Source organism: Plantactinospora sp. BC1 (assembly GCF_003030345.1).
GTDB lineage: Bacteria > Actinomycetota > Actinomycetes > Mycobacteriales > Micromonosporaceae > Plantactinospora.
In genome coordinates this window covers 5,084,236-5,109,501 of sequence record NZ_CP028158.1, presented here as the reverse complement: position 1 = coordinate 5,109,501, position 25,266 = coordinate 5,084,236, and the positions used below count along the sequence as shown (strand labels likewise).

At 71.7% G+C, this 25,266-nt stretch carries 19 protein-coding genes; 11 read left to right on the top strand and 8 right to left on the bottom strand.

The annotated features are described in order from the left end of the window. Window positions 1-9 precede the first annotated feature (9 nt). Window positions 10-768, bottom strand: a complete 759-nt coding sequence (locus C6361_RS22325) for a sugar isomerase domain-containing protein (RefSeq protein WP_107268894.1) — start codon at window positions 766-768, stop codon at window positions 10-12. After that, window positions 765-1,688, bottom strand: coding sequence for a MurR/RpiR family transcriptional regulator (locus C6361_RS22320; protein WP_107258960.1), 924 nt, complete (start codon window positions 1,686-1,688; stop codon window positions 765-767). Before C6361_RS22320 ends, C6361_RS22325 begins: the two co-directional genes overlap by 4 nt. Window positions 1,689-1,788: 100 nt before the next feature. Between C6361_RS22320 and C6361_RS22315 the strand changes: the two genes are divergently transcribed. Beyond that, entirely contained in the window at window positions 1,789-2,805 is a 1,017-nt protein-coding gene (locus C6361_RS22315; RefSeq protein ID WP_107268893.1) for an N-acetylglucosamine kinase, read from the top strand. 62 nt (window positions 2,806-2,867) lie between these two features. On the opposite strand, the gene C6361_RS22310 is transcribed toward C6361_RS22315, so the two are convergent. The 3 genes from C6361_RS22310 to C6361_RS22300 form a co-directional block, all read right to left on the bottom strand. Beyond that, window positions 2,868-6,197 (bottom strand): ThuA domain-containing protein, encoded by a 3,330-nt coding sequence (locus tag C6361_RS22310; protein ID WP_107268892.1) that lies wholly within the window; start codon window positions 6,195-6,197, stop codon window positions 2,868-2,870. 44 nt (window positions 6,198-6,241) lie between these two features. After that, window positions 6,242-7,348 carry a sugar phosphate isomerase/epimerase gene (locus C6361_RS22305; RefSeq protein WP_234358953.1) on the bottom strand — a complete coding sequence of 369 codons (1,107 nt, stop codon included), beginning with the start codon at window positions 7,346-7,348 and terminating at the stop codon, window positions 6,242-6,244. A gap of 295 nt (window positions 7,349-7,643) precedes the next feature. Beyond that, complete coding sequence (locus C6361_RS22300) at window positions 7,644-8,882, bottom strand: alanine racemase (protein WP_234358952.1); 1,239 nt, start codon at window positions 8,880-8,882, stop codon at window positions 7,644-7,646. Between the two features lie 154 nt (window positions 8,883-9,036). Here C6361_RS22300 and C6361_RS22295 point away from each other — a divergent pair, with 154 nt between their 5' ends. The 8 genes from C6361_RS22295 (at window position 9,037) to C6361_RS22255 (ending at window position 17,968) form a co-directional block, all read left to right on the top strand. Further along, window positions 9,037-10,365 carry a helix-turn-helix domain-containing protein gene (locus C6361_RS22295; RefSeq protein WP_199853046.1) on the top strand — a complete coding sequence of 443 codons (1,329 nt, stop codon included), beginning with the start codon at window positions 9,037-9,039 and terminating at the stop codon, window positions 10,363-10,365. Further along, entirely contained in the window at window positions 10,362-11,675 is a 1,314-nt protein-coding gene (locus tag C6361_RS22290) for an amidohydrolase/deacetylase family metallohydrolase (RefSeq protein ID WP_234358951.1), read from the top strand. The genes C6361_RS22295 and C6361_RS22290 overlap by 4 nt, the downstream gene beginning before the upstream one ends. 3 nt (window positions 11,676-11,678) lie before the next feature. Continuing rightward, complete coding sequence (locus tag C6361_RS22285) at window positions 11,679-12,059, top strand: RidA family protein (protein WP_107268891.1); 381 nt, start codon at window positions 11,679-11,681, stop codon at window positions 12,057-12,059. A gap of 172 nt (window positions 12,060-12,231) precedes the next feature. Then, complete coding sequence (locus tag C6361_RS22280; protein ID WP_107268890.1) at window positions 12,232-13,518, top strand: extracellular solute-binding protein; 1,287 nt, start codon at window positions 12,232-12,234, stop codon at window positions 13,516-13,518. 6 nt (window positions 13,519-13,524) lie between these two features. Then, window positions 13,525-14,424 carry a carbohydrate ABC transporter permease gene (locus C6361_RS22275; RefSeq protein ID WP_234358950.1) on the top strand — a complete coding sequence of 300 codons (900 nt, stop codon included), beginning with the start codon at window positions 13,525-13,527 and terminating at the stop codon, window positions 14,422-14,424. Window positions 14,425-14,483: 59 nt separating this feature from the next. Beyond that, window positions 14,484-15,317 carry a carbohydrate ABC transporter permease gene (locus C6361_RS22270; RefSeq protein ID WP_107268889.1) on the top strand — a complete coding sequence of 278 codons (834 nt, stop codon included), beginning with the start codon at window positions 14,484-14,486 and terminating at the stop codon, window positions 15,315-15,317. Continuing rightward, window positions 15,317-17,044, top strand: a complete 1,728-nt coding sequence (locus C6361_RS22265; protein WP_107268888.1) for a beta-N-acetylhexosaminidase — start codon at window positions 15,317-15,319, stop codon at window positions 17,042-17,044. The genes C6361_RS22270 and C6361_RS22265 overlap by 1 nt, the downstream gene beginning before the upstream one ends. A 387-nt stretch (window positions 17,045-17,431) precedes the next feature. Beyond that, a complete protein-coding gene (locus C6361_RS22255; protein ID WP_159079426.1) occupies window positions 17,432-17,968 on the top strand; it encodes a hypothetical protein in 537 nt (178 codons plus the stop codon). Between the two features lie 111 nt (window positions 17,969-18,079). Here C6361_RS22255 and aceB read toward each other — a convergent pair whose 3' ends face one another. Then, complete coding sequence (gene aceB, locus C6361_RS22250) at window positions 18,080-19,711, bottom strand: malate synthase A (RefSeq protein WP_107268885.1); 1,632 nt, start codon at window positions 19,709-19,711, stop codon at window positions 18,080-18,082. Continuing rightward, entirely contained in the window at window positions 19,708-20,994 is a 1,287-nt protein-coding gene (gene aceA / locus C6361_RS22245) for an isocitrate lyase (protein ID WP_107258949.1), read from the bottom strand. The genes aceB and aceA overlap by 4 nt, the downstream gene beginning before the upstream one ends. A 203-nt stretch (window positions 20,995-21,197) precedes the next feature. Between aceA and C6361_RS22240 the strand changes: the two genes are divergently transcribed. Continuing rightward, complete coding sequence (locus tag C6361_RS22240; protein WP_107268884.1) at window positions 21,198-22,595, top strand: short-chain fatty acyl-CoA regulator family protein; 1,398 nt, start codon at window positions 21,198-21,200, stop codon at window positions 22,593-22,595. 327 nt (window positions 22,596-22,922) lie between these two features. Continuing rightward, window positions 22,923-24,620 carry a heme peroxidase family protein gene (locus C6361_RS22235; protein WP_107258947.1) on the top strand — a complete coding sequence of 566 codons (1,698 nt, stop codon included), beginning with the start codon at window positions 22,923-22,925 and terminating at the stop codon, window positions 24,618-24,620. A gap of 67 nt (window positions 24,621-24,687) precedes the next feature. On the opposite strand, the gene C6361_RS22230 is transcribed toward C6361_RS22235, so the two are convergent. Further along, a complete protein-coding gene (locus C6361_RS22230) occupies window positions 24,688-25,230 on the bottom strand; it encodes a dihydrofolate reductase family protein (RefSeq protein WP_107258946.1) in 543 nt (180 codons plus the stop codon). Window positions 25,231-25,266: the final 36 nt, after the last annotated feature.

Here is a 25,266-nt window from a genome sequence, read left to right as displayed (position 1 = left end):
CTTCTCTGCTCAGGCGGTGCGCCGGATGCGTCCGGCGTACCGCGCCTCTAGCTCGCTGTTGCGCTCCCGACCGCCGGGTACGTTCGCGGACAGGTAGACCGGTGGCCGGGTACCGGCGTCGAGCAGCCGGGCGACGACCTCCGCGACGACCTGTTGGGCGAGCAACGCGCCGGTGATCGAGGAGATCGCCCCGACGGCACCGCCGTCGGGCAGGGGCAGGGCGGCGTCGCCGTACGGCGCCCCGTTGTCGAGTACGACGTCCGCGAGGTCGGCGAGCCGCCGCCCCGACGGGTGTCCCGGGGTGACCCGGGCGGTGTGGTCGAGCGAGGTGATCCCGATCAGCGGGTGGCCGTGCTCCTTGACCAGCAGGGCGAACTCGACGATCACCCCGTTGACGCCGGAGTTGGAGGTGAGCACGAAGACGTCGTCGGGCTTGACCGGGGCCAGTTCGTAGAGCCGGTGCGCCACGGTCGGGTCGCGTTCCAGCAGCGGGTCTTCGAGTATCGACCGGTCGGCGCCGCCGTAGAGCACGAGGTCGCGCAGGGCGATCCGGTTGCTGGGGACCAGTCCGCCGGCCCGGCCGGCGATCTCCATCGAGAGCGCCTCGGAGTGCCCGCAGCCGAACGCCTGCACCACGCCGCCCCGGTCCAGCGCGGCGGTGATCAGCTCCGCGGCCCGGCGTACGCCCTCGGTCTGGGTCCGGGCGACCCGGTCGATCGCGGCGGTGACGGCGGTGAGGTAGGCGGGTGCGCCGATCTCGTTGGTCATTGGCCCTCCGTAACTTTGAGCTGTCGACGGGCGGCCCGCGGCGAGTCGTCCGGCACCCGGTGCGCGTCGACGGCCCGGGCGGTCACCTCGAACGCCTCGGTGGTGCGCTGGTAGGTCCGCTGGGCCACGGCGACGTAGATCAGGTCGAGCACCAGCAGTTGGGAGTGGAGCGCGGAGAGCGCCGCCAGCCGGAACGTCGTCTCCTGCACGGCGGTGGTCAGCACCACGTCGGCGACCTCGGCCAGCGGCGACCGCCGGAACGAGGTGACCGCGACGGTCAGCGCGCCGTGGTCGGCCGCCTCGGCCAGCACCTCGATCACCTCCCGGGTACGCCCGCTGTGCGACAGCCCGATCGCCACGTCGCCGGGGCCGAGCAGCGCGGCGTTGGTCAGCGCGGTGTGCGGGTCGGCCCGGTGCCAGACCGGGATCCGGATCCGTTCCAGCCGGAACGCCATCTCCCGGGCGGCGTTGCCGGAGCTGCCCAGCCCGAACAGGTCGACCCGGTTGGCCCGCGCGACGGCCTCGGCGACCCGGTCGACGGCGGAGAGGTCGACCTGGCCGGCGGTGTCCTGGATCGCCCGGGCGTCGGCGCTGGCCACCACCCCGAGCAGGTGGTCGAGCGGGTCGTCCGGCCCGATCTCCCGGTCGATGTCGGTGTCCCAGCGCGCCTGGGCGGCTCGGCCGATCTCGGTGGCGACGGCCACCCGGAGCTGCGCGTATCCCCGGTAGCCGAAGACCCGGCAGAACCGGGTCACGGTCGCGGTGGAGGTGCCGGCCCGCTCGGCCAGGTCGATGATCGTGGCCCGGGCGGTCTCCTCCGGCGCGATCAGGATCTGCTCGGCGACCCGCTGTAGGGCGACCGGCAGCGTGGCCAGCTCGGTGCGCAGCCGGCCCAGCAGCCCGCTCTCCTCCATCAACATTCCTTTCACGACTGCCAAGTGATGAAAAAAGTTATGACCATCGAGCCGGTCACGTCAATAGGTTTGACATTTTCTATCGGTACACCGCACCATCGGCAGGGTGACCGATGCGCTCGTGCTCGGCGTCGACTGCGGCGGCACCGCCACCCGGGCGGTGCTGGCCACAGTGGGCGGTCAGCTCGTCGGCCGTGGCCGGGCCCGGGCCGGCAACCCGGTCGCCGCAGATCCGGCCGTGACCGCCGCCGCGCTCGGCGAGGCCGCCGGGGCGGCGCTGCACGGACACGACCCGGCCCGGGTGGTCGGCGCCGTGGTCGGACTCGCCGGAGTGTCCCGGCTCGCCGAGCCGGAGGTTTCCGCCCGGTACGCCGCGCAGTGGACACGGCTCGGGCTGACCTGCCCGATGCGTACCGTCGGCGACGCCGTGGTGGCGTTCGCGGCCGGCACGGCGGCGCACCGCGGCACCGTGCTGATCGCCGGCACCGGCGCGGTCGCCGCCGAGGTGCAGGACGACGCCGTCGGCCGGACCGCGGACGGCCTCGGCTGGCTGCTCGGCGACGAGGGCTCGGGGTTCTGGCTCGGCCTGGCCGCGGCGCGGTCGACGGCCCGGGCACTCTACCGGGGCCCGCCGACCGGTCCGCTGACCCGAGCCGTGGCCGGGGAACTCGGCAGTACCGATCCGGACGCCTTCGTGACCCGGGTCTACCAGCTCGGCCGCGACCGGCTGGCCGGGCTCGCCCCGCTGGTCAGCACGGCGGCCCGGGACGGCGACCCGGACGCGACGGCCATCCTGGAGAGCGCCGCCGAGCGGCTCGCCGGCACCCTGCTGTCGCTGCATCCGGCGCCCGGCCCGGTGGTGCTGGCCGGCGGTGTCCTGGCCGGGGTACCGGAGATCCGCGCCGCCGTGCAGCAGCGGCTCGCCGCCCGACTGGGCCGGCCCGGCATGCCGGCCGGGGACGCCGCCGCCGGCGCCGCCTGGGTCGCCCTGCGTCTCCTCGGGTACGCCGATCCGGCGCTGCACGCCCGGCTCCTGGCCGCCCCGCCCGACGCCGCCCGCCCCGACACCGCCCGCCCCGGCAGCGCCCGTCCGGGGCGGACGGAGGGCCTACAGTCCCACTGACGGAGGTGCCAGGAAGTCACCATGGTGACTTCCTGGCACCTCGCTCGATGGAGACATCGGGACTACCTGGGGGTGAACTCCACCCAGTTGAGGTTCACCAGGCCGGTGGTCGGACCACCGGTGACCGGCTGGAAGACCAGGTAGAGCCGGTGACCACCGGCCGGCTGGTCGACCGCCAGGGTCTGGCTGGACCAGTCGTTGTTGCCGGTCGTGGCGTTCAGCGTGGCGGTACCGACCAGCGGGCCGGTCGGCGAGTCGAGCCGCAGCTCGACGGTGGCCCGGGGCGTACCGGCGGTGGCCGCCGAGCCGCCCGAGACCCGGAAGGTGACCGCGCTGGCATCACCAAGGTTGATCGGGTCGAACGCGATCGCGTCACCCGCGTCGATCCCGTTGACGTGCTGACCGCCACCGGTGTCGCTGCTGTTGGCGATCGTCACGTTCTGCTTGACCTGGGCGAACTCGGCCTGCTGCCGGGGCGTCTGGATCACGACCTGGTTCACCGTGGTCAACCCCGGCTGGCCGCCACCGCCGAGGTCGGTGTAGGAGGCGCTGATCCCGCCGTACAGGTAGCCGCCGGCGTGGTCGGCGCCGTCGGCCGGGGACTGGAGCACCCCGGTGCAGCCGGTGGTCGAGCCGTGCTCGTGGCCGTGGGTGTCGTGCCCGAGTACGAAGCTGACCGTCACCCGGGAACAGTCGATGGTGCCGTCCTCCGGGTCGGTGACCGTCACCGTGTACGGCACCGGGTCACCCCAGTTGAAGAAGGACCCCGGAACCGGGCTGGTCACCGTCACCGTCGGGGCGGTGTTGCCGACCGTGATGGTCCGGGTCAGCACCCCCGTCCGGCCACTGGAGTCGGTCACCGTCAACCGCGCCGTGTACGTCCCGTTCGCGGTGTAGGTGAACGACGTGGTCGGATCGGCCGAGTCGACCGTACCGTCGCTGGTGAAGTCCCAGGCGTAGGAGATCGACTCCCCCGGGTCGGGATCGTGCGAGCCGACCGCCGAGAAGTTCACCGTCAGCGGCGCCTGCCCGGAGGTCGGGCTCGCGTTCAGCACCGCGACCGGCGACCGCTTGCCCTTGACGTAGCGGATCACCGAGAGCTGGGCGTCCGGGTTGGCGGTGAAGAAGCCGTCGCCGTACTCCAGCAGATAGAGGCTGCCGTCCGGGCCGAACTCCATCTCCATCGGGTTGTCGAAGACGAAGCCGGGCAGCAGTTGCTCGACGCCGGCCAGGTTGCCCTTGCCGTCGGTCCGCATCATGAAGATCTTGTCCCGGGTGAACTCGCCGAAGACCACCGCGTTGTCGTAGTACTCCGGGAACTTCGTCTCCGAGGTCGACTCCGGGTCGTAGGAGTAGATCGGTCCACCGTGCGGGCCGACCCCGCCGGTCCCGATCACCGGCCACTTGAAGTCGCAGCTCGTCGGCGGCGTCTCCAGGTACGCCCCGGGGCACGGGGTACGCGCCTCGTAGGTGTACCAGAACTGCGGGTCCTGCACCGGCGGCAGCACCGTCCGGCCGGTGTTCCGGGGCGAGTCGTTCACCGGGGCACCGCAGTTGAACGGCTTCCCGGAGGTGCGGGTGGCGAAGTCGTAGTCGACGTACGGCAGGGCCGGCGAGTAGCAGTACGGCCAGCCGTAGTTGCCGGCCTTGTCGGTGGCGAACCACCGACCGGTCCCCTCCGGTCCCCGGGCCGGGTTGGCGGTCCGGCTGTCCGGCGAGTAGTCGGCGACGTAGACCCGGCCCGAGGCGTCAACGTCGAACCGGAACGGGTTGCGCAGCCCCATCAGGAAGATCTCCGGACGGGTCTTGTCGTCGTGGTCCTGCGCCTCCGGGAAGAGGTTCCCGGCCGGGATCGTGTAGGTGCCGTTCGGCCGTACCCTGATCTGGAGCAGCTTGCCGCGCAGGTCGTTGGTGTTGCCGGCGGAGCGCTGGGCGTCGTAGCCCGGCCCCTGGGTCGGCGACTCGTTGATCGGGGTGAAGCCGTCCGAGCCACCGGCGTTGGTGTCGTCGCCGGTGATCAGATAGAGGTTGCCCTTCCCGTCGAACTTCACCTTGCCGGCGACGTGACAGCAGATGCCCCGGTCCACGTCGACCCGCAGGATCTGCTGTTCGGTGCTCATGTCCAGGTGCGGGTTCTCGCCGTCGACGAACTTGACCCGGGAGAGCTGGTTGTAGCCCTTGAACTTGTCCCAGACGGTCGGGTCGGCGCTGGTGGCCGGCGCGTCACCCTCGTTGACCCCCGGGGTGGCCGGGTTGTCGACCGGGGTGTTCAGCGGCGGCGAGTAGTAGAGGTAGACCCACCTGTTGGTGGCGAAGTCGGGGTCGATCGAGACGGTCTGCAGCCCGTCCTCGTCGTGGCTGTAGACCGGGATCGTGTTGATCACCGGGCTGGCGCCGCTGGCCGGGTCGTAGAGCCGGACCTGGCCGCCCCGGGTGTTGTGCAGGACCCGGCCGTCCGGCAGCACGGCCAGCGACATCGGCTCGCCCGGCTCGTCGTTGAGGGTGACCTTCTCGTAGTTGCCGGTCACGGTCGCGCCGCAGTCGCCCTCGACCACGCCGGCCGCCCACTGGATGCCGCCGAGGAGGTGCCGGGTGAACGGCTTGGAGCGATAGGTCTCGATGGAGTGGCCGAGCCCGGTGTACCAGGAGCGGCCGCCCTGGTAGTCCTTGCACCAGGCGATCGGGTGGTCGAAGCCCATCCCGCCACCGGCGAAGCTGCGCTCGTCGGCGGTGGCGAGCACGTGCGAGACGCCCCGGACGTTGGCGGAGAAGTTGTACCACTCCTCGGTCAGGGTGAGGGTGCGCGGCACCGTCTCGGTCGACGGGTGCGCCCGGTCGGCGACGTCGATGTTGCCCGGCTCGACCGGGGAGACGCCGGTGGCCTTCGCGCCGAGCAGGCTCTGGTAGAAGGCCCAGTCCGGCTCGGTCTCGGCCGCCGCATGCACCCCGGCGAACCCGCCGCCGGCCTTGACGTACTTCTCGAACGCCGCCTCCTGGGTGGCGTTGAGGATGTCGCCGGTGGTGTTGAGGAAGACCACCGCCCGGTACGTGCCGAGGTTCTGCTCGGTGAACGCCGCCGCGTCCTGGGTGACGGTGACCCGGAACCCGTGTTCCCGGCCGAGGTCACGGATCGCCTTCACCCCGTCCGGAATGGACGCCCGCCGCGCCCCCGCCGTCTTGGTGAAGACCAGTACGCCGTAGTCGCGTGGGGCCCGGGCGTCCGAGCGGAGCGCCGCCGGACCGTTCTCCTCGGCCACCAGCTGCTCGGCGGGTACGCCGCCGGAACCCGGTCCCGGGTCCGGTACCGCCGCCGCCGGGGCCTGGACCGTCAACGGGACGATCGTCGCGGTCGCCGCCAGCACGGTCAGCCAGCGCCGCATCCTTGTCGTCATCTCTCCTCCGTCTGCACGCCGTAGGGGTTACGGAAGGTGGGCGGTCACCGGCGGTAGATGGTCAGCTCCGACATGTTCGTGTAGCTGAGCGCCGCGAAGTCGAGCGACTGGCCGGGGTTGGCCGCGCCGCCGGGGGCGGTGTCCTGCTCCCAGTTGGCGTGCCGGAAGTCCGGGTCGCCGATGGTCTGGAAAAACTGCTGGAAGTTGATGTCGCCCTCGCCGAGCGGGGTCATCTCGTAGCCGTTGGCCAGCGCGCTGTTCCGGTTGCCGTCCTTGGCGTGGAAGAGCGGGAACCGCTTGCTCTGCGAGACGACGTTGAGGATCGGGTCGAAGAGGTCGGTCTTCTCCCGGCCCCACCGGTCGACGTACTTCTGGTGCTTGAAGCGGGCGACGTAGGCCCAGTAGATGTCCAGTTCGAAGAAGACGTACCTCGGGTCGGTCTTCCGGAAGAAGTACTCCAGCCGGCGGGTGCCGGAGGAGCGGGTCGGTCGGCCGTTCGCGTCCAGCGGCCCGGCGTCGAGCAGGAAGGAGTACGCGGCGTCGTGGTTGTGCGTGTAGAGCCGCAGCCCGCGTCGGCGGGCCTGCCGGCCCAGCTCGTTCCAGACGTCCGCCGCCGCGTCCCAGTCCGAGGTGTACGCCGAGTTCGTCGGGTCACTGCCGGTGCCGATGTTCTTCATGCCGAGCGTTTCGGCGATGTCCATCTGCTGCTCGAAGGTGGCCGGGTTGATCGAGGCGTGGGTGCCGTTGGCGACCAGCCCGTTGTCGTCGAGGATCTTGCGGATCTCGGCCGGGGTGATCTGCCGGCCCAGGATCTCCGGGCTCTGGGTGTAGCCGGCGAACTCCACCTCCTGGTAGCCCAGCTCGGCGATCCGGGCCAGCACCCGCTCGAAGCCGTACGGCACACCGCTGTCGTCCGGTGCCGCGGAGATCCGGTCCCGGACGCTGTAGAGGATGATGCCCCGGTTGCGGCCCGGGATCAGCGGCTCGGCCCGCAACTGCCCGTGCGCGACGGCGGGGGTCTCGGTCCGGACCACGTTGGCGCCGACCGCGCTGAGCGCGGCGGCCGCGCCGGCCGAGGCGGCCAGGATGCTCCGCCGGGTGAGCCGGCGCCGCTCGGCCGGGTCCATCGGTTCGCGCTGCGTCTTCCCCATGTCCTGCACCTTCCCGATTGGATCGATTCAAGGAGTCCTCGCTGGACAGTCCCGATGCTCCGGTGGGTGCCCGCGCGAAGAGAGTCGAGGAGTACGGGCGCGCTCACGTGCCACTCGTGGCGCGCGGAACGTACGTCGCGGCCGTGGCGGGCCGGACGCGAGATATGACGATCAGCGGTCGTCTCTGTTACGAATAGACACACGCTAGAGGCTGCGCAGCGAGAAGAAAAGAGCAGAGCTCGGCAACTTTGGTCGCGATCTACAAAAGTTCGCCGTACCGAGCGAAAAGTTTCCGTCAGAAGTAGGTGCGCAGCAGGTCCACGATGGTGTGGTCGTCATCGACCACCGGCAGCACCCGCCACTTGTCGAAGGCGGTGCACGGGTGCGAGATGCCGAAGCAGACCAGGTCACCGGGGTACAGCTCGACGTCCGGCGGCACCGAGAGATAGCCGTGGTGGTCGTTGAGCCGGCTCACCGACATCCCGGTGACGGCGTGCTCCACACCGGAGCGACGCCGGATCCGCAGCGGCACCGGCAGGCCCTCGTCGTACGGGGCGTCCCGCTTGCCCATCCCGACGATCGCCAGCCCCGGCTCCGGAGTGGAGGTGACCTGCGCCCAGAGTTCCAGTGCGGCGTCGAGCCGCCCCTGACCCGGGATCCGCCGGAACGGCGTGTGCGCGGCGTAGAAGCCGTGGTCGTGGGTGACGTACGCGCCGCTGCGCAGCACCACCCGCAGGTCGTGACCGGTCAGCCAGGCACCGCCGAGCTCCTCGGCCACCAGGTCGAACCAGGCACTGCCACCGGCGCTGACGATCACCTCCGGGCCGACCAGCCCCCGGCGGGCCAGCTCGGTCGCCGCCGTACGGAGCCGCCGCAGGTACGCCGACACCGCCGCGCCGTCCGGCAACCCGCCCTCGTAGCCGGCGACGCCGTCGAGGCGTACCCGGGTCGCGGCGAGCGCCTCGGCGACCTCGACCACCTGTTCGACGGTGCGGCAGCCGGTCCGCCCGCCGGGGAAGCCGAGTTCGACCAGGACCCGCAGCGGCGCACCGGCCGGCCGGTCGGCGAGCGCCGCGCCGATCGCCTCGACCCCGGCGACCGAGTCCACGAAGAAGAGTGCCTCGAAGCCCCGGTCGACCTCCCGGGCCAGCCAGCGCAGCGGCTCCGGGTCGAGCAGCTCGTTGGCGAGCAGCACCCGGGGTACCCCGAGGGCACGGCAGGCGAGCGCCTGGTTGGCGGTGGCCACGGTGATCGCCCAGGCACCGGCGGACAACTGGGCGTCGAGCAGCGACGGAGCCATGCTGGTCTTGCCGTGCGGGGCGAACGAGAAGCCGTGCCGGGCACAGAACTCGGCCATCGTGGCGACGTTGTGCGCGACGGCGGACCGCCGGACCGCCAGTACCGGCCAGGTGACGGCGCCGCCGAAGAGCGAGTGCCCGGCGGCGCCGAACGCCGCGTCCGGGACCGGCCCGTCGGGCTGCCAGAACCCCTTGGCGCGCCAGTCGAGCGCGGGCTCGTCGAGTTGGTGGCGCACGGCTCTCCCCGGACAGGTTCGGATATGGCTCGCTGTCGGCTGCCCAGCCTGCCCGACGCGAAGCTGATTCGTCAACGACTTGACGAGGACGGCCGGCAGGGCCGAGGCTATCCGCGCCACCGTTAACGGACCATTTTCGAACCTGGGGAGCCGGATGGTGATCGGTCTCGTCATCCACGCCAGCCACCGCGCCGTCTTCGAGGACGCCGCGCGCACGCTGGCCGGGGTGACGCTGGAGTGGGTCGTCTACGAGCACGAGGACGCGGTCCGGGGACTCGTCGACGGCCTGCTCGCCCGGCAACGCGTCGACGGCCTGCTGCTCGGCCCGGTCCCGTACGCGAAGTGCCGGGACCTGCTCCCGGCGGACCTGCCGGTGGCGATCCTGCGCTCGGCCGGGCTGGACCTGTCGCTGGCGCTGTTCAAGGCGCTCTCCCGGGGCTGGCGACCCACCCCGGTGAGCATCGACACCTACGACATCCAGACCGTCGACGAGGTGGCCCGGGCCCTGGAACTGGACCGGGCGCAGATCAGCTGCCTGCCGTACGACCCGGAGCAGAGCGTGGCCGAGATCGTCGCGTTCCACCGGTCGGCACTGGCCCGGACCGGCGCCGACTACGTGATCAGCCTGCGTACGGCGGTCGCCGCCCAGCTGCCGGAGAGCACCCGGGTCCTCGGCGGCCTACCCGGGCCGGCCACCCTGCGGGCCCAACTGCACGAGCTGGCCCTCCAGATCCAGTCCAAACAGGCCAGTGCGCTGCGCTTCGCCGCCGGCATCTTCCTGGTCGGTCGGGCCGGGCCGCAGCTCGACCTCGACCGGGCCCGGGTGGGGCTGATGAACCTGCTGCTCAACACGCCGGAGTTCGGGGACGCCTGGATCGAGAACCGGGGCCGGCGCGGCGTGGTGGTCTTCGCCCACCAGGCCCTCTTCGAACAGGCGACCAACAGCTGGGTGTCGCTGCCCGCGCTCGGTCAGGCGCAGGAGACCCTCGGCATCCGGGTGGCCGCCGGGTTCGGGGTCGGCGCCTCGGCCCGGAGCTGCCTGCACCTCGCCGAACGGGCCGTCGCCCGGGCCGAGCAGGAGGAGTCGCCGAGCGCGTACCTGGTCGAGGACGGTGGCGTCATCATCGGCCCGATGAGCCCGGCCGGGGCCGCGCTCGCCTTCACCTACCGGGAACACGGCGCCGAACTCGAACGGCTCGCCGGTGAGGTGGGGCTGAGCGCCGCGACGCTCTCCCGGCTCGCGGCGATCGAACGGTCGCTGGAGGGCCGGGCCATCTCCCCCGCCGACCTGGCCCAGCAGCTCGGCATCACCGACCCGAGCGGCCGGCGGCTGATCCGCAAGCTGAGCGACTCCGGACTGGTCGAGGTGGAGGGGAGCACCCAGGTGCACCGCAAGGGCCGCCCGGCCCGGCTCTACCGGCTGCGCATCGGCGCCGCCGGCGGGACAGGACCGGCGGCCACCCCGGCCGAGGCGGCCCGGTGACCGCGCCCGAGGTCGAGCCCGCCGTCGAGTCCGCCGTCGCGCCCGGTCCGGAGGGCTGGGACCTGCTCTTCACCGGCGCCGAGCTGCTCGACCCGGGTACCGGCCGGACGGGGCGGCACGACGTCGCCGTCCGCGACGGCCGGGTCGCGGCGGTCGCACCCGTACTGCCCCGGGACCGGGCCGCCGAGCGGGTCGAACTGGCCGGCAGGCTGGTCACGCCCGGCCTGGTCGACCTGCACACGCACGTGTACGCCGGTGCGACGTACTGGGGCATCGACCCCGATCCGGTGGCCTGGCGCTCCGGCGTGACCACCTGGGTGGACGCCGGCTCCGCCGGGGCGTACGGGTTTGCGGCCTTCGCGGCCGCCTCGGCCCGGTACACCGTCCGGGTGCCCGCGCTGCTGAACATCTCGGCGGTGGGGCTGGTCGCCCCGGTCGGCGAGTCCCGGGAACTGGCCAACTGCGACGTGGAGCTGGCGGTGTCGACCGTACGGGCGCACCGGGAGCGCATCGTCGGGATCAAGGTGCGGATGGACCGGCACAACGTCGGTACGCACGGCCTGGCCCCGTTGCGCCGGGCGGTCGAGGTGGCCGGGGAGTGCGGGCTGCCGGTGATGGTGCACATCGGGGCCGGACCGCCGACGGTGGCGCAGATGCTGCCGCTGCTGCGCCCCGGTGACCTGATCACGCACTGCGCCAGCGGCATCGCGGCCGGACCGGACGGCTTCGACCCGGCGGCGAAGGAGGCGTACCAGGCGGGGGTGCGCTTCGACCTCGGGCACGGCTCCGGCGGCTTCGCCTTCGACGTACTGGAGGCGCAGTTGGCCGCCGGGATGCCGCCGCACGCCGTCTCCACCGACCTGCACAGCCGGTCGCTGCACGGCCCGGTCTTCGACCTGCCGACCACGATGGCCAAGATGCTGGCGGTCGGGATGAGCCTGCCGCAGGTGGTGGCGGCGGCGACCGTCGGACCGGCCCGGGCGCTCGGCCTGCCGGACGGGACCGGCACGCTCGCGGTCGGCGCCCCGGCCGATCTCGCGGTCTTCTCGACCGACCTCGGCCGGCACGAGCTGGTCGACGTGCACGGGCAGCGCCGGTACGCACCGCTGCGGCTGGTCAACGAGGCGACCTACCGGGCGGGCCGGCTGCTGCCACCCCGGCAGCCCGAACCCGTGCCGCCGTGGATTCCGCTCACCGGGGCGCAGCGCGCCGCACTCGCCGACCGGGACCGGGCGGTACGTCGACTTCTCACCCCACCCCTGGTGGGCCCGGACGGGCTCGCCGAACAGTTTCCCCGACACGGAGGTTGACCCATGCCCAAGCAGATCGTCGTGGCCGACCGGGCCGCACCGCCCGGCGGGCCGTACTCGCACGCGGTGGTCGCCGGGGACTTCGCGTACCTCTCCGGGGCCTGCCCGGTGCGCCCGGACGGTACCTGGGTGCAGGGCGACTTCGCCGAGCAGGCCCGGGCGGCCTTCGCCAACCTGGCGAAGGTGGCCGAGGCGGCCGGCGGTGACCTCGACCGGGCGGTACGGGTCGGCGTCTACCTGCGCGACTTCGCCGACTTCCCGGCGATGAACGAGATCTACCGGGAGTTCTTCGGCACCGAGAGCCTGCCGGCCCGGACCACCCTGCCGGTGGCGCTGGAGGGCTTCGACATCGAGATCGACGCGGTGCTCTACCTGGGCGACTGAGCCGCCCCGGGCAGTGCCGTCCGGTCGGGCCGGACGGCGGTTCCGCGCTGTCCTGGCAACGGCTCTGAGCAGGGAAATTGTTACTTGACGGGTAGCCGGGGCGAACCCCAGCCTGGATGACATCCATATCGACCTAATTACGAACCTAGCTCGTTATTCGAGGAGGAAGCCCGTGCGGAAACTCCTGGCACTTCCCGCGCTGCTCGCGCTGGCGCTCGGCGCCGGCGCCTGCGCGCCCTCCACCGACGCGCCAACCGACAGCACCGACAGCCGGACCGGCACCCTGCGGGTCTGGCTCTTCGACGAGGCCAACCGGGCCGCCAAGGAGGCGGTGGTCAACGAGGCGATCGCCGAGTTCACCGCGAAGAACGCCGACGTGAAGGTCGACGTCAGCTACCTGGCCACCGACACCCGGGCGGAGAAGTACAAGGGCGCGCTGAACGACCCGGCGAGCGCCCCGGACGTCACCGAGGTCGGCAACACCGACCTGGCCAACTTCGTCGCCTCGGGCGGGATGGCCGACGTCACCGAGGAGAACAAGAAGTGGGCCGAGGTCGCCGACCTGCCGGCCGACCTGGTCCAGACGGTGACCGTGGCCGACAAGGCGTACGGGGTGCCGTGGTGGATCGGCGTCCGGGCCCTCTACTACCGCACCGACGTCTTCGCCGAACTCGGGCTCACGCCCCCGACCTCGTACGCCGAACTGGTCACCGCCGCCAAGAAGATCCGGGCCGAACGCAAGGACATGCTCGGGATCGCCGTCGGCGGGCTCTACACCTTCGGCGCGCTGCCGTTCGTCTGGGACGCCGGTGGCGACATCGCGACCAACTCCGGTGGGAAGTACACCGCAGCCATCGACTCGCCCGGGTCGAAGGCGGGGATCAAGGCGTACACCGACCTGTTCAGTCCGGAGATCTGCCCGGCGCAGCAGTGCGTCGACCTGACCGGCGGCGGCACCGTCGAGGCGTTCGCGGCCGGCCGGGCCGGGATGGGAATCCTCGGCAACTTCAACCGCTCGGCGGTGGAGGCCGGCGCGGTGAAGGGGAAGTACGGCGTGGTGCCGCTGCCCGGCGCCAAGCCCGGCTCGATCGCGCCCGCCTTCGCCGGCGGCAGCAGCCTCGGGGTGTTCCGCTCCACCACGCACCGCAGCCTGGCCGTCGAGTTCATGCAACTGCTGGCCAGCAAGAAATACACCCTCAAGCTCTACGACGCGATGGGCTTCGTGCCGGCGATGAAGTCCGGCCGGACCGAGGTGATCGCCAAGGAGCCGTTCCTGAAGCCGTTCGTCGAGACGATGGAGGCGGGCACGAGGTTCGTCCCGGTGGACAAGGCGTGGACCACCATCGACGCCGAGAAGATCCTGCCGAACATGCTGCAAAAGGTGATCACCGGCCGGGCCACCGTCGACGCCGCGGCCGCCGAGGCGAACACCCAGATCACCGCGGCGTTCGGGAAGTAGCCACCGGTGCCCTCGTCCGCAACGATCCGCCGGCAGCAGCGGCTGATGCCGCTCTGGCTGCTGCTGCCGGCGCTCGCCGTGCTGGTGCCGATGTTCGCGTACCCGCTCTACCAGCTCGGCCTGCTCTCCCTCTTCGACTACGGGCAGCCGCAGGTCTCCGGCGGCGAGCCGGCCCGGTTCGTGGGGGCGGGCAACTTCCGTACCCTCTTCGGTGATCCGGCGTTCTGGACCGTGCTCGGCCAGACGGTGGTCTTCGCCGCCGGCTGCGTGCTGGTGACCCTCGCCCTGGGTGCCGCGCTGGCGGTGCTGATGACCCGGATCGGCAGGCTGGCCCGGACCCTGCTCTCGTACGCCGCGCTCACCGCCTGGGCGGCACCGGCGATGACCGGCTCGGTGGTCTGGATCTTCCTCTTCGACAGCAACCTCGGGCTGGTCAACGAGGTGCTGGGGCTGGACGGCTACAACTGGCTCTACGACCGGACCGTGGCCTTCGCCCTGGTCGGCGCGGTGGTGGTCTGGCACTCCTTCCCGTTCGTGATGATCACCCTGTACGCGGGGATCCAGGCCGTCCCGCCGTCGGTGCTGGAGGCGGCGGCGCTGGACGGTGCGGGTGCGGCGACCGTGTTCCGCCGGATCACGGTGCCGATGCTGCGGCCGCTGATCGCGATCGTGGTGATCCAGTCGATCATCTGGGACTTCAAGGTCTTCACCCAGATCTACGTGATGACCCGGGGCGGCGGCATCGCCGGCCAGAACATGGTGCTCAACGTGTACGCGTACCAGAAGGCCTTCGCCTCGTCGCAGTACGGCCTCGGCTCGGCGATCGGCATCGTGATGACCCTGATCCTGCTGGCGGTCACCCTGCTCTACCTGCGGGCGCTGCGCCGCACCGGGGAGGTGCTGTGAGTGCGAGGAGTGAGCCGGGTCTGCGAGCCCCGCAGTCACGAACGAAAGGCGGCACCGTAATGCGTCGTCGTGTCGCCGACGGGGTGGCGATCCTGGTCGCGCTGGTCACCGTCTTCCCGATCTACTGGATGGTGCTGTCGGCGCTGAAGCCGACCGGCGAGATCCTCTCGGGCGACCCGCGCCCGTGGACGCTGCACCCGACGCTGGACCACTTCCGCTCGGCGCTCGGGGTGAGCGGCTTCGGCCGGTACTTCCTGAACAGCCTGGTGGTGGCGCTGGCCGTGGTCGCGCTGAGCGCGCTGGTCGCCTTCCTGGCCGCGGTGGCGCTGACCCGCTACCGGTTCCGGACCCGCAGCACCGTCCTGGTGATGTTCCTGATCGCCCAGATGGTGCCGGTCGAGGCGCTGAGCATCCCGCTCTTCTTCCAGATCCGCGACCTCGGCCGGACCGTACCCGGGGTCGGGCTGAACACCCTCGGCTCGCTGGTACTGGTGCAGTTGGCGTTCAGCCTGCCGTTCGCGATCTGGATGCTGCGCGGCTTCGTCGCGGCGGTGCCGCCGGAGGTGGAGGAGGCGGCCACCATGGACGGGGCCTCCCGGTTCACCATCCTGTGGCGGATCCTCTTCCCGCTGATCGCGCCCGGCCTCGCCGCCACCAGCGTCTTCTCCTTCATCACCGCCTGGAACGACTTCCTCTTCGCCAAGACCTTCATCATCAGCGCCACCGAGAACCAGACCCTCCCCGCCGCGCTGCTGGTCTTCTTCAAGCCGGACGAGAACGACTGGGGCGGCATCATGGCCGCCTCCACCCTGATGACCGTGCCGGTACTCGTCTTCTTCGTCTTCGTCCGGCGCCGGCTGGTCTCCGGGCTGGGTGGGGCGGTGAAGGACTGATGCCGCTGCCCCGTCCGCTCACCACCCGCCCGGGGTCGGGGGCGGTCGTCCTCGGCCCGGCGACGACGCTGCGCGCCGACGCCGACTGTGCCGGGGTGGCCCGGCTGCTCCGGGAGACGCTGTCGCGCTCCACCGGCCTGCCCCTGCCGGACTCCTCCCCCGGCGACGGCGCCCGCAACGGGGGTGGTGCCGTCGCCGGGGGAGGCGACATCGCGCTCGCCGTCGACCCGGCACTGCCCGCCGAGGGCTACCACCTGCGGGTACGCCCCGACGGCGTCGCCATCACCGGCGGCGCGCCGGCCGGCGTCTTCTACGGTACGCAGACGCTGCTCCAGTTGCTGCCGCCGGCCGTGCACCGCCGGGCCCGGGTGGCGGCCGGCCCGTGGACGGTGCCGGCCGTCGAGATCTCCGACGCGCCCCGGTTCGGCTGGCGCGGCTGCATGCTCGACGTGGCCCGGCACTTCATGCCGGTGGCCGGGGTACTCCGCTTCGTCGACCTGCTCGCCGCGCACAAGCTGAACGTGCTGCACCTGCACCTCACCGACGACCAGGGTTGGCGGGTGCAGATCCGGCGGTACCCCCGGTTGACCGAGGTGGGCGCCTGGCGGCACGAGTCGATGGTCGGCTCCCGCCAGCACGAGCGCTTCGACGGCCGGCCGCACGGCGGCTACTACAGCCAGGACGACCTTCGGGAGATTGTCGGGTACGCGGCGGAGCGCTTCGTCACCGTCGTACCCGAGATCGACCTGCCCGGGCACACCCAGGCGGCGATCGCCGCGTACCCGGAACTCGGCAACGACCCCGGCGAACCGGTGGCGGTCTCGACCCGGTGGGGGATCTCCCGGCGGGTGCTGAACGTCTCCGACGGGACCCTCGACTTCGTCCGGAACGTGCTCGACGAGGTGCTGGAACTCTTTCCCAGCCGGCACGTCGGGATCGGCGGCGACGAGTGCGACAAGTCCGAGTGGCGGGCCAGCCCGGCCGCCCAGCGGCGCCGGCGCGAGTTGGGGCTGCGCGACGAGGACGAGTTGCAGAGCTGGTTCGTCCGGCAGCTCCAGCGGCATCTGGCGGCCCGCGGCCGGACGCTGTTCGGCTGGGACGAGGTGCTGGAGGGCGGCCTGCCCGACCCGGCCACCGTCGCGGCGTGGCGGGGGCCGGCGCTGGCGGTCGCGGCGGCCCGGGCCGGGCACGACGTCGTCTCCTGCTGGGACACCTCCGCCTACCTGGACTACCGGCAGTCGGACCGGCCGGACGAGCCGATCCCGGTCGGCACCGTACTCACCGTCGCGGACGTCCGGGCCTTCGAACCGGTACCCGCCGAACTGCCGGCCGAGCTGCGGCACCGGATCGTCGGCGCGCAGTGCAACCTCTGGACCGAGCACGCCGACAGCCCGCGTACCGTCGACTACCTGGCCTTCCCCCGGCTCTCCGCGTTCGCCGAGGCGGTCTGGTCGGCGCCGGGGTCGGCGGAGGGTTTCGACGACCGGCTGCGCGAGCACCTGGCCCGGCTGGACGCGTTCGGCGTGGAGTATCGCCCGCCGGCCGGACCGCTGCCCTGGCACCGTCGGCCGGACGCGGCGGGCTGGCCGCGCCAGCGGGCCGACCGGGACGCCGAGCTAATCCGACTCACCGGCAACGTGCTGCGGCCCCGCCGGGCCGAACCCGGTTCCGACGCCGGGACGACTCCGCCCGGTCCCGGCCGTCCGGCCGCCCCGTCGAGTTCATGATCCGGGGCAGCGCCTCGACTGTCCTCTCTGGAACAATGCTCGCCTGATCCGGCGCCCTGGCGTACCAGCAGAGAGGCTGAACCCCTTGTCGACACCGAAACCCGTGGACGGTACAGATCCAGAACCGATGCCGGGCAGGAGTTCCCGACGCGCGATGATCCGTGGCGGCGGCCTCGCCGTGGCCGGGCTGGCAGGCGTGACCGGTGCCGGCATGTTCGACCCGGAACCCGCGTCGGCCGCCGCTGTCGGACCGTGGGAGTACGTCGCTCCGGGCGGCTCCATCCAGGCGGCGATCAGCGCGGGCGCCACCGCTGTCCAGCTCGGCGCCGGTAGGTACACCATCGCCGCGCCGGTGTGGCCTGCCGGGGTACGGACACCCAGGCCACGGTGACGAGCCGGCTCCGGGTACGCGGCGCCGGTCAGTACGGGTTCATGATCGACGCACCGGACAACTGGTGGCACGCCTGCGAGGCGACCACCCGCGACTCCACCGGGGCGAACGCCGGCTTCTACGTCGGCGCCAACGCGGCGAACAACTTCTTCCAGGTGTGCAAGTCCTGGTACACCCGGGGCTACGGTTGGCACGTCAGGGCCAACCGGAACAAGTTCGTCGGCTGCGAGTCCCAGGACACCAGGCTGCACGGCTGGTACGTCGAGTGGGACCGGAACACCTTCGTCGGCTGTGTCGCCGACACCGCCGCCATGTACGACGTGCAGGGCACCGCCGACACCGCCGACGGTTTCTACGTCGCCGACGCCGCCGCCACCTCGATGGTCGGCTGCCAGGCGTTCGACCGCCGGCCCGGCGGCCGCGTCGCCCAGCAGCGTTACGGCTTCAACGTCCCCGCCAGCATGGTCAGCGGCGGACGACTCGTCGCGGCGACCGGATGGGACAACACCGGCGGACTGATCCGGCAACGGTAGCCCGACAGGGGCGGTGGCAGGCAGCGAACGGGGCTGCCCCGGGACGCCGGCGGGCCGCGCGCGCCACCGTGGCACGCGCGGCCCCGACCCGGGCCCGGGAGCACCGGTCCGCTATGCCGCCATCGCCACGCCCGTCCGGGCGGTACCGCGCGACTGCTGCGCCGTCACCAGGTGCCGGGCGTACGCCTCGGTGGTGAAGAAGGCCGGCAACTCCTCGCCGAGCGCGACCCGGACGAAGATCTCCGCCGCCCGGGTCAGCCGGTCCCGTTCCGACACCGACCGTTCCGCGTTCAGCCGCGTCACCTCCTCGACCAGGATCGACCGGACCAGTTCCTCGGTGACCCGGCCGCCCTCGGCCAGCGGCGTCGCGTGGTGCAGCCACTGCCACACCTGACAGCGGGCGATCTCGGCGGTGGCGGCGTCCTCCATCAGGTCGAAGATGGCCGCCGCGCCGGTGCCGCCGAGCCAGGCGTCGAAGTAGCGCAGCGCCACCGCCACGTTGCCGCGCAGCCCCACGCCGGTCACCCGGCCCGGCGTCCGGTCCACCGACAGCAGGTCGTCCGCGCCGACAGTGACCTCGGGGCGGCGCCGGTCGAGCTGGTGCGGCCGGTCGCCGAGCACCGCGTCGAAGGCGTCCCGGCAGACCGGGACGAGGCCGGGGTGGGCCACCCAGGAGCCGTCGAACCCGTCGGCGGCCTCACGCTCCTTGTCGCCCCGGACCTTGCCGAGGGCGACCGCGTTCACCGCCGGGTCGCGGCTCGGGATGAAGGCGGCCATCCCGCCGATCGCGTGCGCGCCGCGCCGGTGACAGGTCTGGACCAGCAGTTCGGTGTACGCCCGCATGAACGGCACCGTCATCGTCACGTCGCCCCGGTCCGGGAGTACGAAGTCGTCGCGCCAGCCGAAGTTCTTGACGATGCTGAAGATGTAGTCCCACCGTCCGGCGTTCAGCCCCGCGCAGTGCTCGCGGAGTTCGTACAGGATCTCGTCCATCTCGAACGCGGCGGTGACGGTCTCGATCAGCACGGTTGCCCGGATGGTCCCCTGCGGGATGCCGAGCCAGTTCTGCGCGAACCGGAAGACGTCGTTCCAGAGCCGTGCCTCACGGTGGCTCTCCAGCTTCGGCAGGTAGAAGTACGGGCCGCTGCCGGCGTCGAGCTGCCGCCCGGCGCAGTGGAAGAGGTAGAGCCCGAAGTCGACCAGGCTGGCCGAGATCGCCCGCCCGTCGACCACGATGTGCTTCTCCACCAGGTGCCAGCCGCGCGGCCGGACGACGATGGTGGCGAGGTCGTCGCCGAGGACGTAGCGCTTGCCGCCGGGCGCGGTGAAGTCGATCCGCCGGTCGATCGCGTCGACCAGGTTGAGCTGGCCGCCGATCACGTTGTCCCAGGTCGGCGCGAGCGCGTCCTCGAAGTCGGCCAGCCAGACCTTCGCACCGGAGTTGAGGGCGTTGACCGTCATCTTCCGGTCGGTCGGGCCGGTGATCTCGACCCGCCGGTCGTGCAGGCCCGGTGCCGGCGGCGCCACCCGCCAGCTCGGGTCGGCCCGGATCGCCTCGGTCTCGGGCAGGAAGCCGGGGAGCTGACCCTCGGCGTAGCGGGCCCGGCGGGCCCGCCGGGTGTCCAGCAGGGCCACCCGGCGGGCCGCGAACTCGCTGTCGAGCGCGACCAGGAAGTCCAGCGCCTTGGGGCTGAGGATCTCCTCGTAGCGCTCCCACAGCGGCCCGGTGACGTGGATTCTCATGCGAACTGTTCCTCCTCGGTCGAACCGCGCAGCGCGGTGGTCTCGGCGGCCGGGTTCAGCACCGTACTGACCAGGTCGAAGTAGCCGGTGCCGACCTCGCGCTGGTGCTTGACCGCCGTGTAGCCGTACGCCTCGGCGGCGAACTCCCGCTCCTGCAACGACACGTACGCCGGCATGCCCTCGGTGGCGTAGCCCCGGGCCAGGTCGAACATCGAGTAGTTGAGCGCGTGGAACCCGGCCAGGGTGATGAACTGGAAGCGGTAGCCCATGTGCCCGAGTTCCCGTTGGAACTTGGCGATGGTGGCGTCGTCGAGGTGCCGGCGCCAGTTGAACGACGGCGAGCAGTTGTAGGCCAGCATCTGGTCCGGGTAGACGGCCTTGATCTCCTCGGCGAACCGGCGGGCCAGCTCCAGGTCCGGGGTGCTGGTCTCCATCCAGAGCAGGTCGGCGTGCGGGGCGTAGGCGAGTCCCCGGGCCACACAGGCGTCGAAGCCGTTGCGCACCCGGTAGAAGCCCTCAGCGGTCCGCTCGCCGGTGACGAAGGGCCGGTCCCGCTCGTCGACGTCGGTGGTGAGCAGCGTCGCCGCCTGCGCGTCGGTACGCGCGATGATCACCGAGGGGACGCCGGCCACGTCGGCGGCGAGCCGGGCGGCGTTGAGGGTCCGGATGTGCTGCCCGGTCGGTACCAGCACCTTGCCGCCGAGGTGCCCGCACTTCTTCTCCGAGGCGAGCTGGTCCTCCCAGTGCACCCCGGCGGCGCCGGCCACGATCATCGCGGTCATCAGCTCGTACGCGTTCAGCGGCCCGCCGAACCCGGCCTCGGCGTCGGCGACGATCGGGGCGAGCCAGTCGATCCCGGCGTCGTCGCCCTCGGTACGGCGACCCTCGGCGGTCTCGATCTGACCGGCGCGCAGCAGCGCGTTGTTGATCCGGCGCACCACCGCCGGGACGGAGTTGGCCGGGTAGAGGCTCTGGTCCGGGTAGGTGTGCCCGGAGAGGTTGGCGTCGGCGGCGACCTGCCAGCCGGAGAGGTAGATCGACTTCAGCCCGGCCCGGACCATCTGCACCGCCTGGTTGCCGGTGAGCGCGCCGAGCGCCGGCACGAAGTCCTCCCGGTGCAGCAGCTCCCACAGCCGCCGCGCCCCCCGGTCGGCGAGGGTGTGCTGCTCCTGTACGACGCCACGCAGCCGGACGACCTCGTCCGCGTCGTAGGCCCGCTCGACGCCCCGCCAACGCGGGTCGGTGGCCCATTCGGTACGCAACCGCTCTGCCGGCGTGCTCATGGAAGTCTCCTCCGAGGTTGGGGTCGACGGTCGGCAACTCGCCGCCAATCAGGACTTGGCGAAACTGTGGCACGCTCTCCGCCGACGGGTCGAGACACGGAAACAGCCAACTATTGAAAAGTCGGATCCCCATTCTGCGAAGTTGTGAATGTGCTTCTTTACAGTTGTGTTAATGTGACGGGATCCGGGCGGAGGGAGGCGCCGTGGCCAAGACGTTCGCGGGTGCGCGGCTGCGCCGGCTGCGCGAGGAGCACGGCATCAACCAGATCGAGCTGGCCCGGCAGCTCGCCATCTCGCCCAGCTATCTCAACCAGATCGAGCACGACTCCCGCCCGCTGACCGTCCCGGTGCTGATCCGGATCACCGAGGTCTTCGGCGTCGACACCGCCTACTTCGCGCCGCACGACACGCCCCGGCTGGTCGCCGAGCTGCGCGAGGCGCTGCCGACCCGGGCCAGCCTGCCCGACCTCACGGAACTCGCCGGCAAGCTGCCCGAGGTGGCCGAGGCGGTGATCGACCTCTACCGGCGCTACCGGCAGGTCGACGACCAGCTCGCCGAGGTGCTCGGCGACCGCGAGCTGGTGCCGGGTCGCAGCCCGCACGACCAGGTCAGCGACTTCTTCTACCGGCGACAGAACTACGTCCCGGAGCTGGACGAGGCGGCCGAGGCGCTGGCGGCGCAGATCGGGATCCGCCGGGGCGAGACCCGGGCCGCGCTGAGCGACCGGCTGGCCGGCCGGCACGGCGTCCGGATAGTCCGGCAGGACCCCGACTCGCTCGCCGGCGACCTGCACCGCTACCGGCCGGAGACCCGCACCCTGCACCTGTCGACGTCGCTGCGCTCGGGCCAGCGGGCGATCCGGATGGGCGCCCAGATCGCACTTCTGGAATTCGCCGACGTCATCGACGAAATCATCGAGGCGGAAAACGTCGCCGACCTTCAGACGCAGATCCTGATGCGGGTCGGATTGGCGAACTATTTCGCCGCCGCGCTCGTGCTGCCGTACCGGGAGTTCCTCACCGCGGCCGAGACGATGCGCTATGACATCGAACTGCTGACCGACCACTTCGCGATGGGCTGGGAGAGCGTCTGCCACCGGCTGAGCACGCTGCAACGCCCGAGGGCGCGCGGGGTGCCGTTCTCGTTCGTCCGGGTGGACCGGGCCGGCAACATGTCCAAGCGCCAGTCGGCGACCGGCTTCCCGTTCTCCCGCTCGGGCGGGACGTGTCCACTCTGGAACGTGTACGAGGCGTTCGGCGCGCCGGGCCGGGTGATGACCCAGGTGGCGGCGATGCCCGACGGCCAGCGCTATCTCTGGATCGCCCGCACGGTCACCCGGCACCACGGCGGGTACGGCCAGCCCGGCAAGACCTTCGCGATCGGGCTGGGTTGCGAGACCCGGCACGCCGGCCGGCTCGTCTACTCCGCCGGGATGGACCTGCACGCCACCGAGGCGGCCACCCCGATCGGGCCGGGTTGCCGGACCTGCGAGCGGATGACCTGCCCGCAGCGGGCCGCCCAACCCATCGGTCGGCAACTCGACCTCGACGAGAACCGCAGCACCTTCATCCCGTACCCGTTGCGGGAGCGGGACAGCTAGTCCACAGGGGACATTCAGCGGGAGCGAAGAAATCGCTTACCGTAACGGGTCTGTTGGCTCTGCGTGACAGTACGGCCCGACTTACGTCGCATGCTCGACACTATGTGGACGACCCCGGTGACGCTGCGGACTCTTGGCCCTAAGTCGACTGAGACCGGCATGGGGCACCGGGCCGGGTCGGCTGGTCCGCGCCGATCGCGGACGTTCACGGGGGTCCAGGCCGAGCGGACGCGTTCCGTCGTCGTGCGTACGTGCCTGTCGTGCACATCCCTCCCCCGTCAGCCGAACCGGGTCCGGATGCCGGTCACCACGAGGGAGGAACGACGAATGAAACGGCACATGCGGGAGGACTACCTCGTCGAGGGCGAGGGCCTGCTCCTTTTCGACGACAATCACGAACCGAGCACCCGCCGCCCGTCGACAACCGCCGAACTGCGCAAGTTCCGGTTCTCCCGGCTCGGCCCGGAGGGTCGGGCACTCTCCGAGCCGACCCGCACCGCCGTCGCCGAGGCGATGGTCGCCGGTGCGAACGCCGACTCGGCCGACCCGGCCGTTCCGGCCGGGTACACGTACCTCGGCCAGTTCGTGGACCACGACCTGACCATGGACAACACCGCCGCCGCGCTGGGCGAGGACGTCTCCGTCGACGAGCTGCTCCAGGGCCGCTCCCCGGCGCTGGACCTGGACTCGCTCTACGGCCGTGGGCCCGGGGACAAGCACGACCGGGTCTTCTACGCGGCTGACGGCGTACACCTCAAGACCGGCACCACGGCGGCGGTCGCCGGCGACGACCCGGTGGTCAACCAGGACCGGGACGGTTTCGACCTGCCCCGGTCCGGGCTCGGGTCGAGCAAGCGGGAGCGGCGGGCGGCGCTGATCCCGGACGCCCGCAACGACGAGAACCTGGTCGTCGCACAGACCCACCTGGCGTTCATCCGGTTCCACAACCGGGTGGTCGACCAGTTGGCCGAGGGCGGACTCGCCGGACCGGCGCTGTTCCGGGCGGCCCGCTCGGTGGTGGTGAAGCACTACCAGTGGCTGCTGGTGCACGACTTCCTGCCCCGGATCGTCTCGCCGGACGTCGTCGACGACGTGTTCAGCCGGGGCCGCAGGTTCTTCGAGGTCTCCCCCGGCTACGGCTCCCGGCGACGGGACCGGGCCGTGCAGCCGGGCGACCGGCCGACGATGCCGATCGAGTTCTCCGTCGCGGCCTACCGGCTCGGACACAGCATGATCCGTGCCGTGTACGACTGGAACCGCGTCTTCAACACCTCCGGCCTGCCGGGCGTGCTGGCGCCGGGCACCCTGGAACTGCTCTTCCAGTTCTCCGGCACCAGCGGCATCCTCTCGCCGGACGGTACCGTCGCCGATCCGGAGTCGGGGTCGTTCGAGCGGCTGCCCACCAACTGGATCGCCGACTTCCGCCGGCTGTACGACTTCACCGAGGCGGGCCGGGACGACCTGGTCGCGGTCGTCCGGCGGGACGAGAACGATCCCGGGCAGCGGCAGCTCAACCTGACCCAGCGGATCGACACCCGACTGGTGGACCCGCTGCGCAACCTGCCGCTCGGATCGTTCGGCGGCCAGGAGGCGCCGCCGCCGATCGAGTTGAACCTCGCCTTCCGCAACCTCACCCGGGCCGTGATGGTGCGGCTGGCCAGCGGTCAGCAGATGGCGCAGCTCTTCGACCTGGTACCGCTCAAGGGCGACGAGATCCTGAGCGGGCTGGACGGGGCCGTCCTGGACGGGCTGAGCGACGAGCAGAAGGCCGAGCTGACCACCAACACGCCGCTGTGGTTCTACATCCTGCGCGAGGCGGAGTTCAACGGCGGCCGGCTCGACGGTGTCGGTGCGCGGATCGTCGCCGAGGTGTTCCACCGGGCCATCGAGGGGAGCCGGATCTCGATCCTGCGTGACCCGACCTGGCGGCCGACGCTCGGACCGGACGACGAGACGTTCCGGATGGTCGACCTGCTGCTGTACGCCTTCGAGGGCAGCGCCGAACTGCTCAACCCGGTCGGCTGAACCGAGCCGTACCCCGACCCGCCCGGTGTGCCCGGCGAGTGTGCCGGGCACATCCGGGCGGGTCGGCTCAGCGGGCGACCCGGTACCAGAGGTTGGTGACCAACGCCGCCTCGGTCACGCCGATCCGTTCGAGCCGGACGTCGGCGCCGCCCGGCTCGGCGAAGAGCCGGGTACCGTCGCCGAGCAGGACCGGCACGACACAGACCAGGACCTCGTCCAGTACCCCGGCGGCGAGGCACTGCCGGGCGACGTCGGCGCCGAGGACGTTGACGTACCCGTTCCCGGCGGCGGCACCGGCGGCGGCGACCGCGCTCGCCAGGTCACCGACGAAGGTGACCCCCGGGACCGGTCGCTCCGGCGGGCGGTGGGTCAGCACGAACTGCGGCCCGCTCCACCCGCCGCCGAACGCCTCGCCCTGCTGCGGCGTGTCCCGGTACGGGTCGTCGCCGCCGTAGCTGCGGTTGCCGGCGAGGATGGCGCCCACCCTGCCGATCAGGTCGTCGATCGTCGGGTTCGGCCCGAGGTGCCTGGTCAACCAGGACATGTCACCTCCGGGGCCGGCGATGAAGCCGTCCAGGGACATGCTCGCCGAGTAAAGGAACGTGGCCACGGGTTACCTCCGGATCGCTTGGCTCTCACTCTCCCC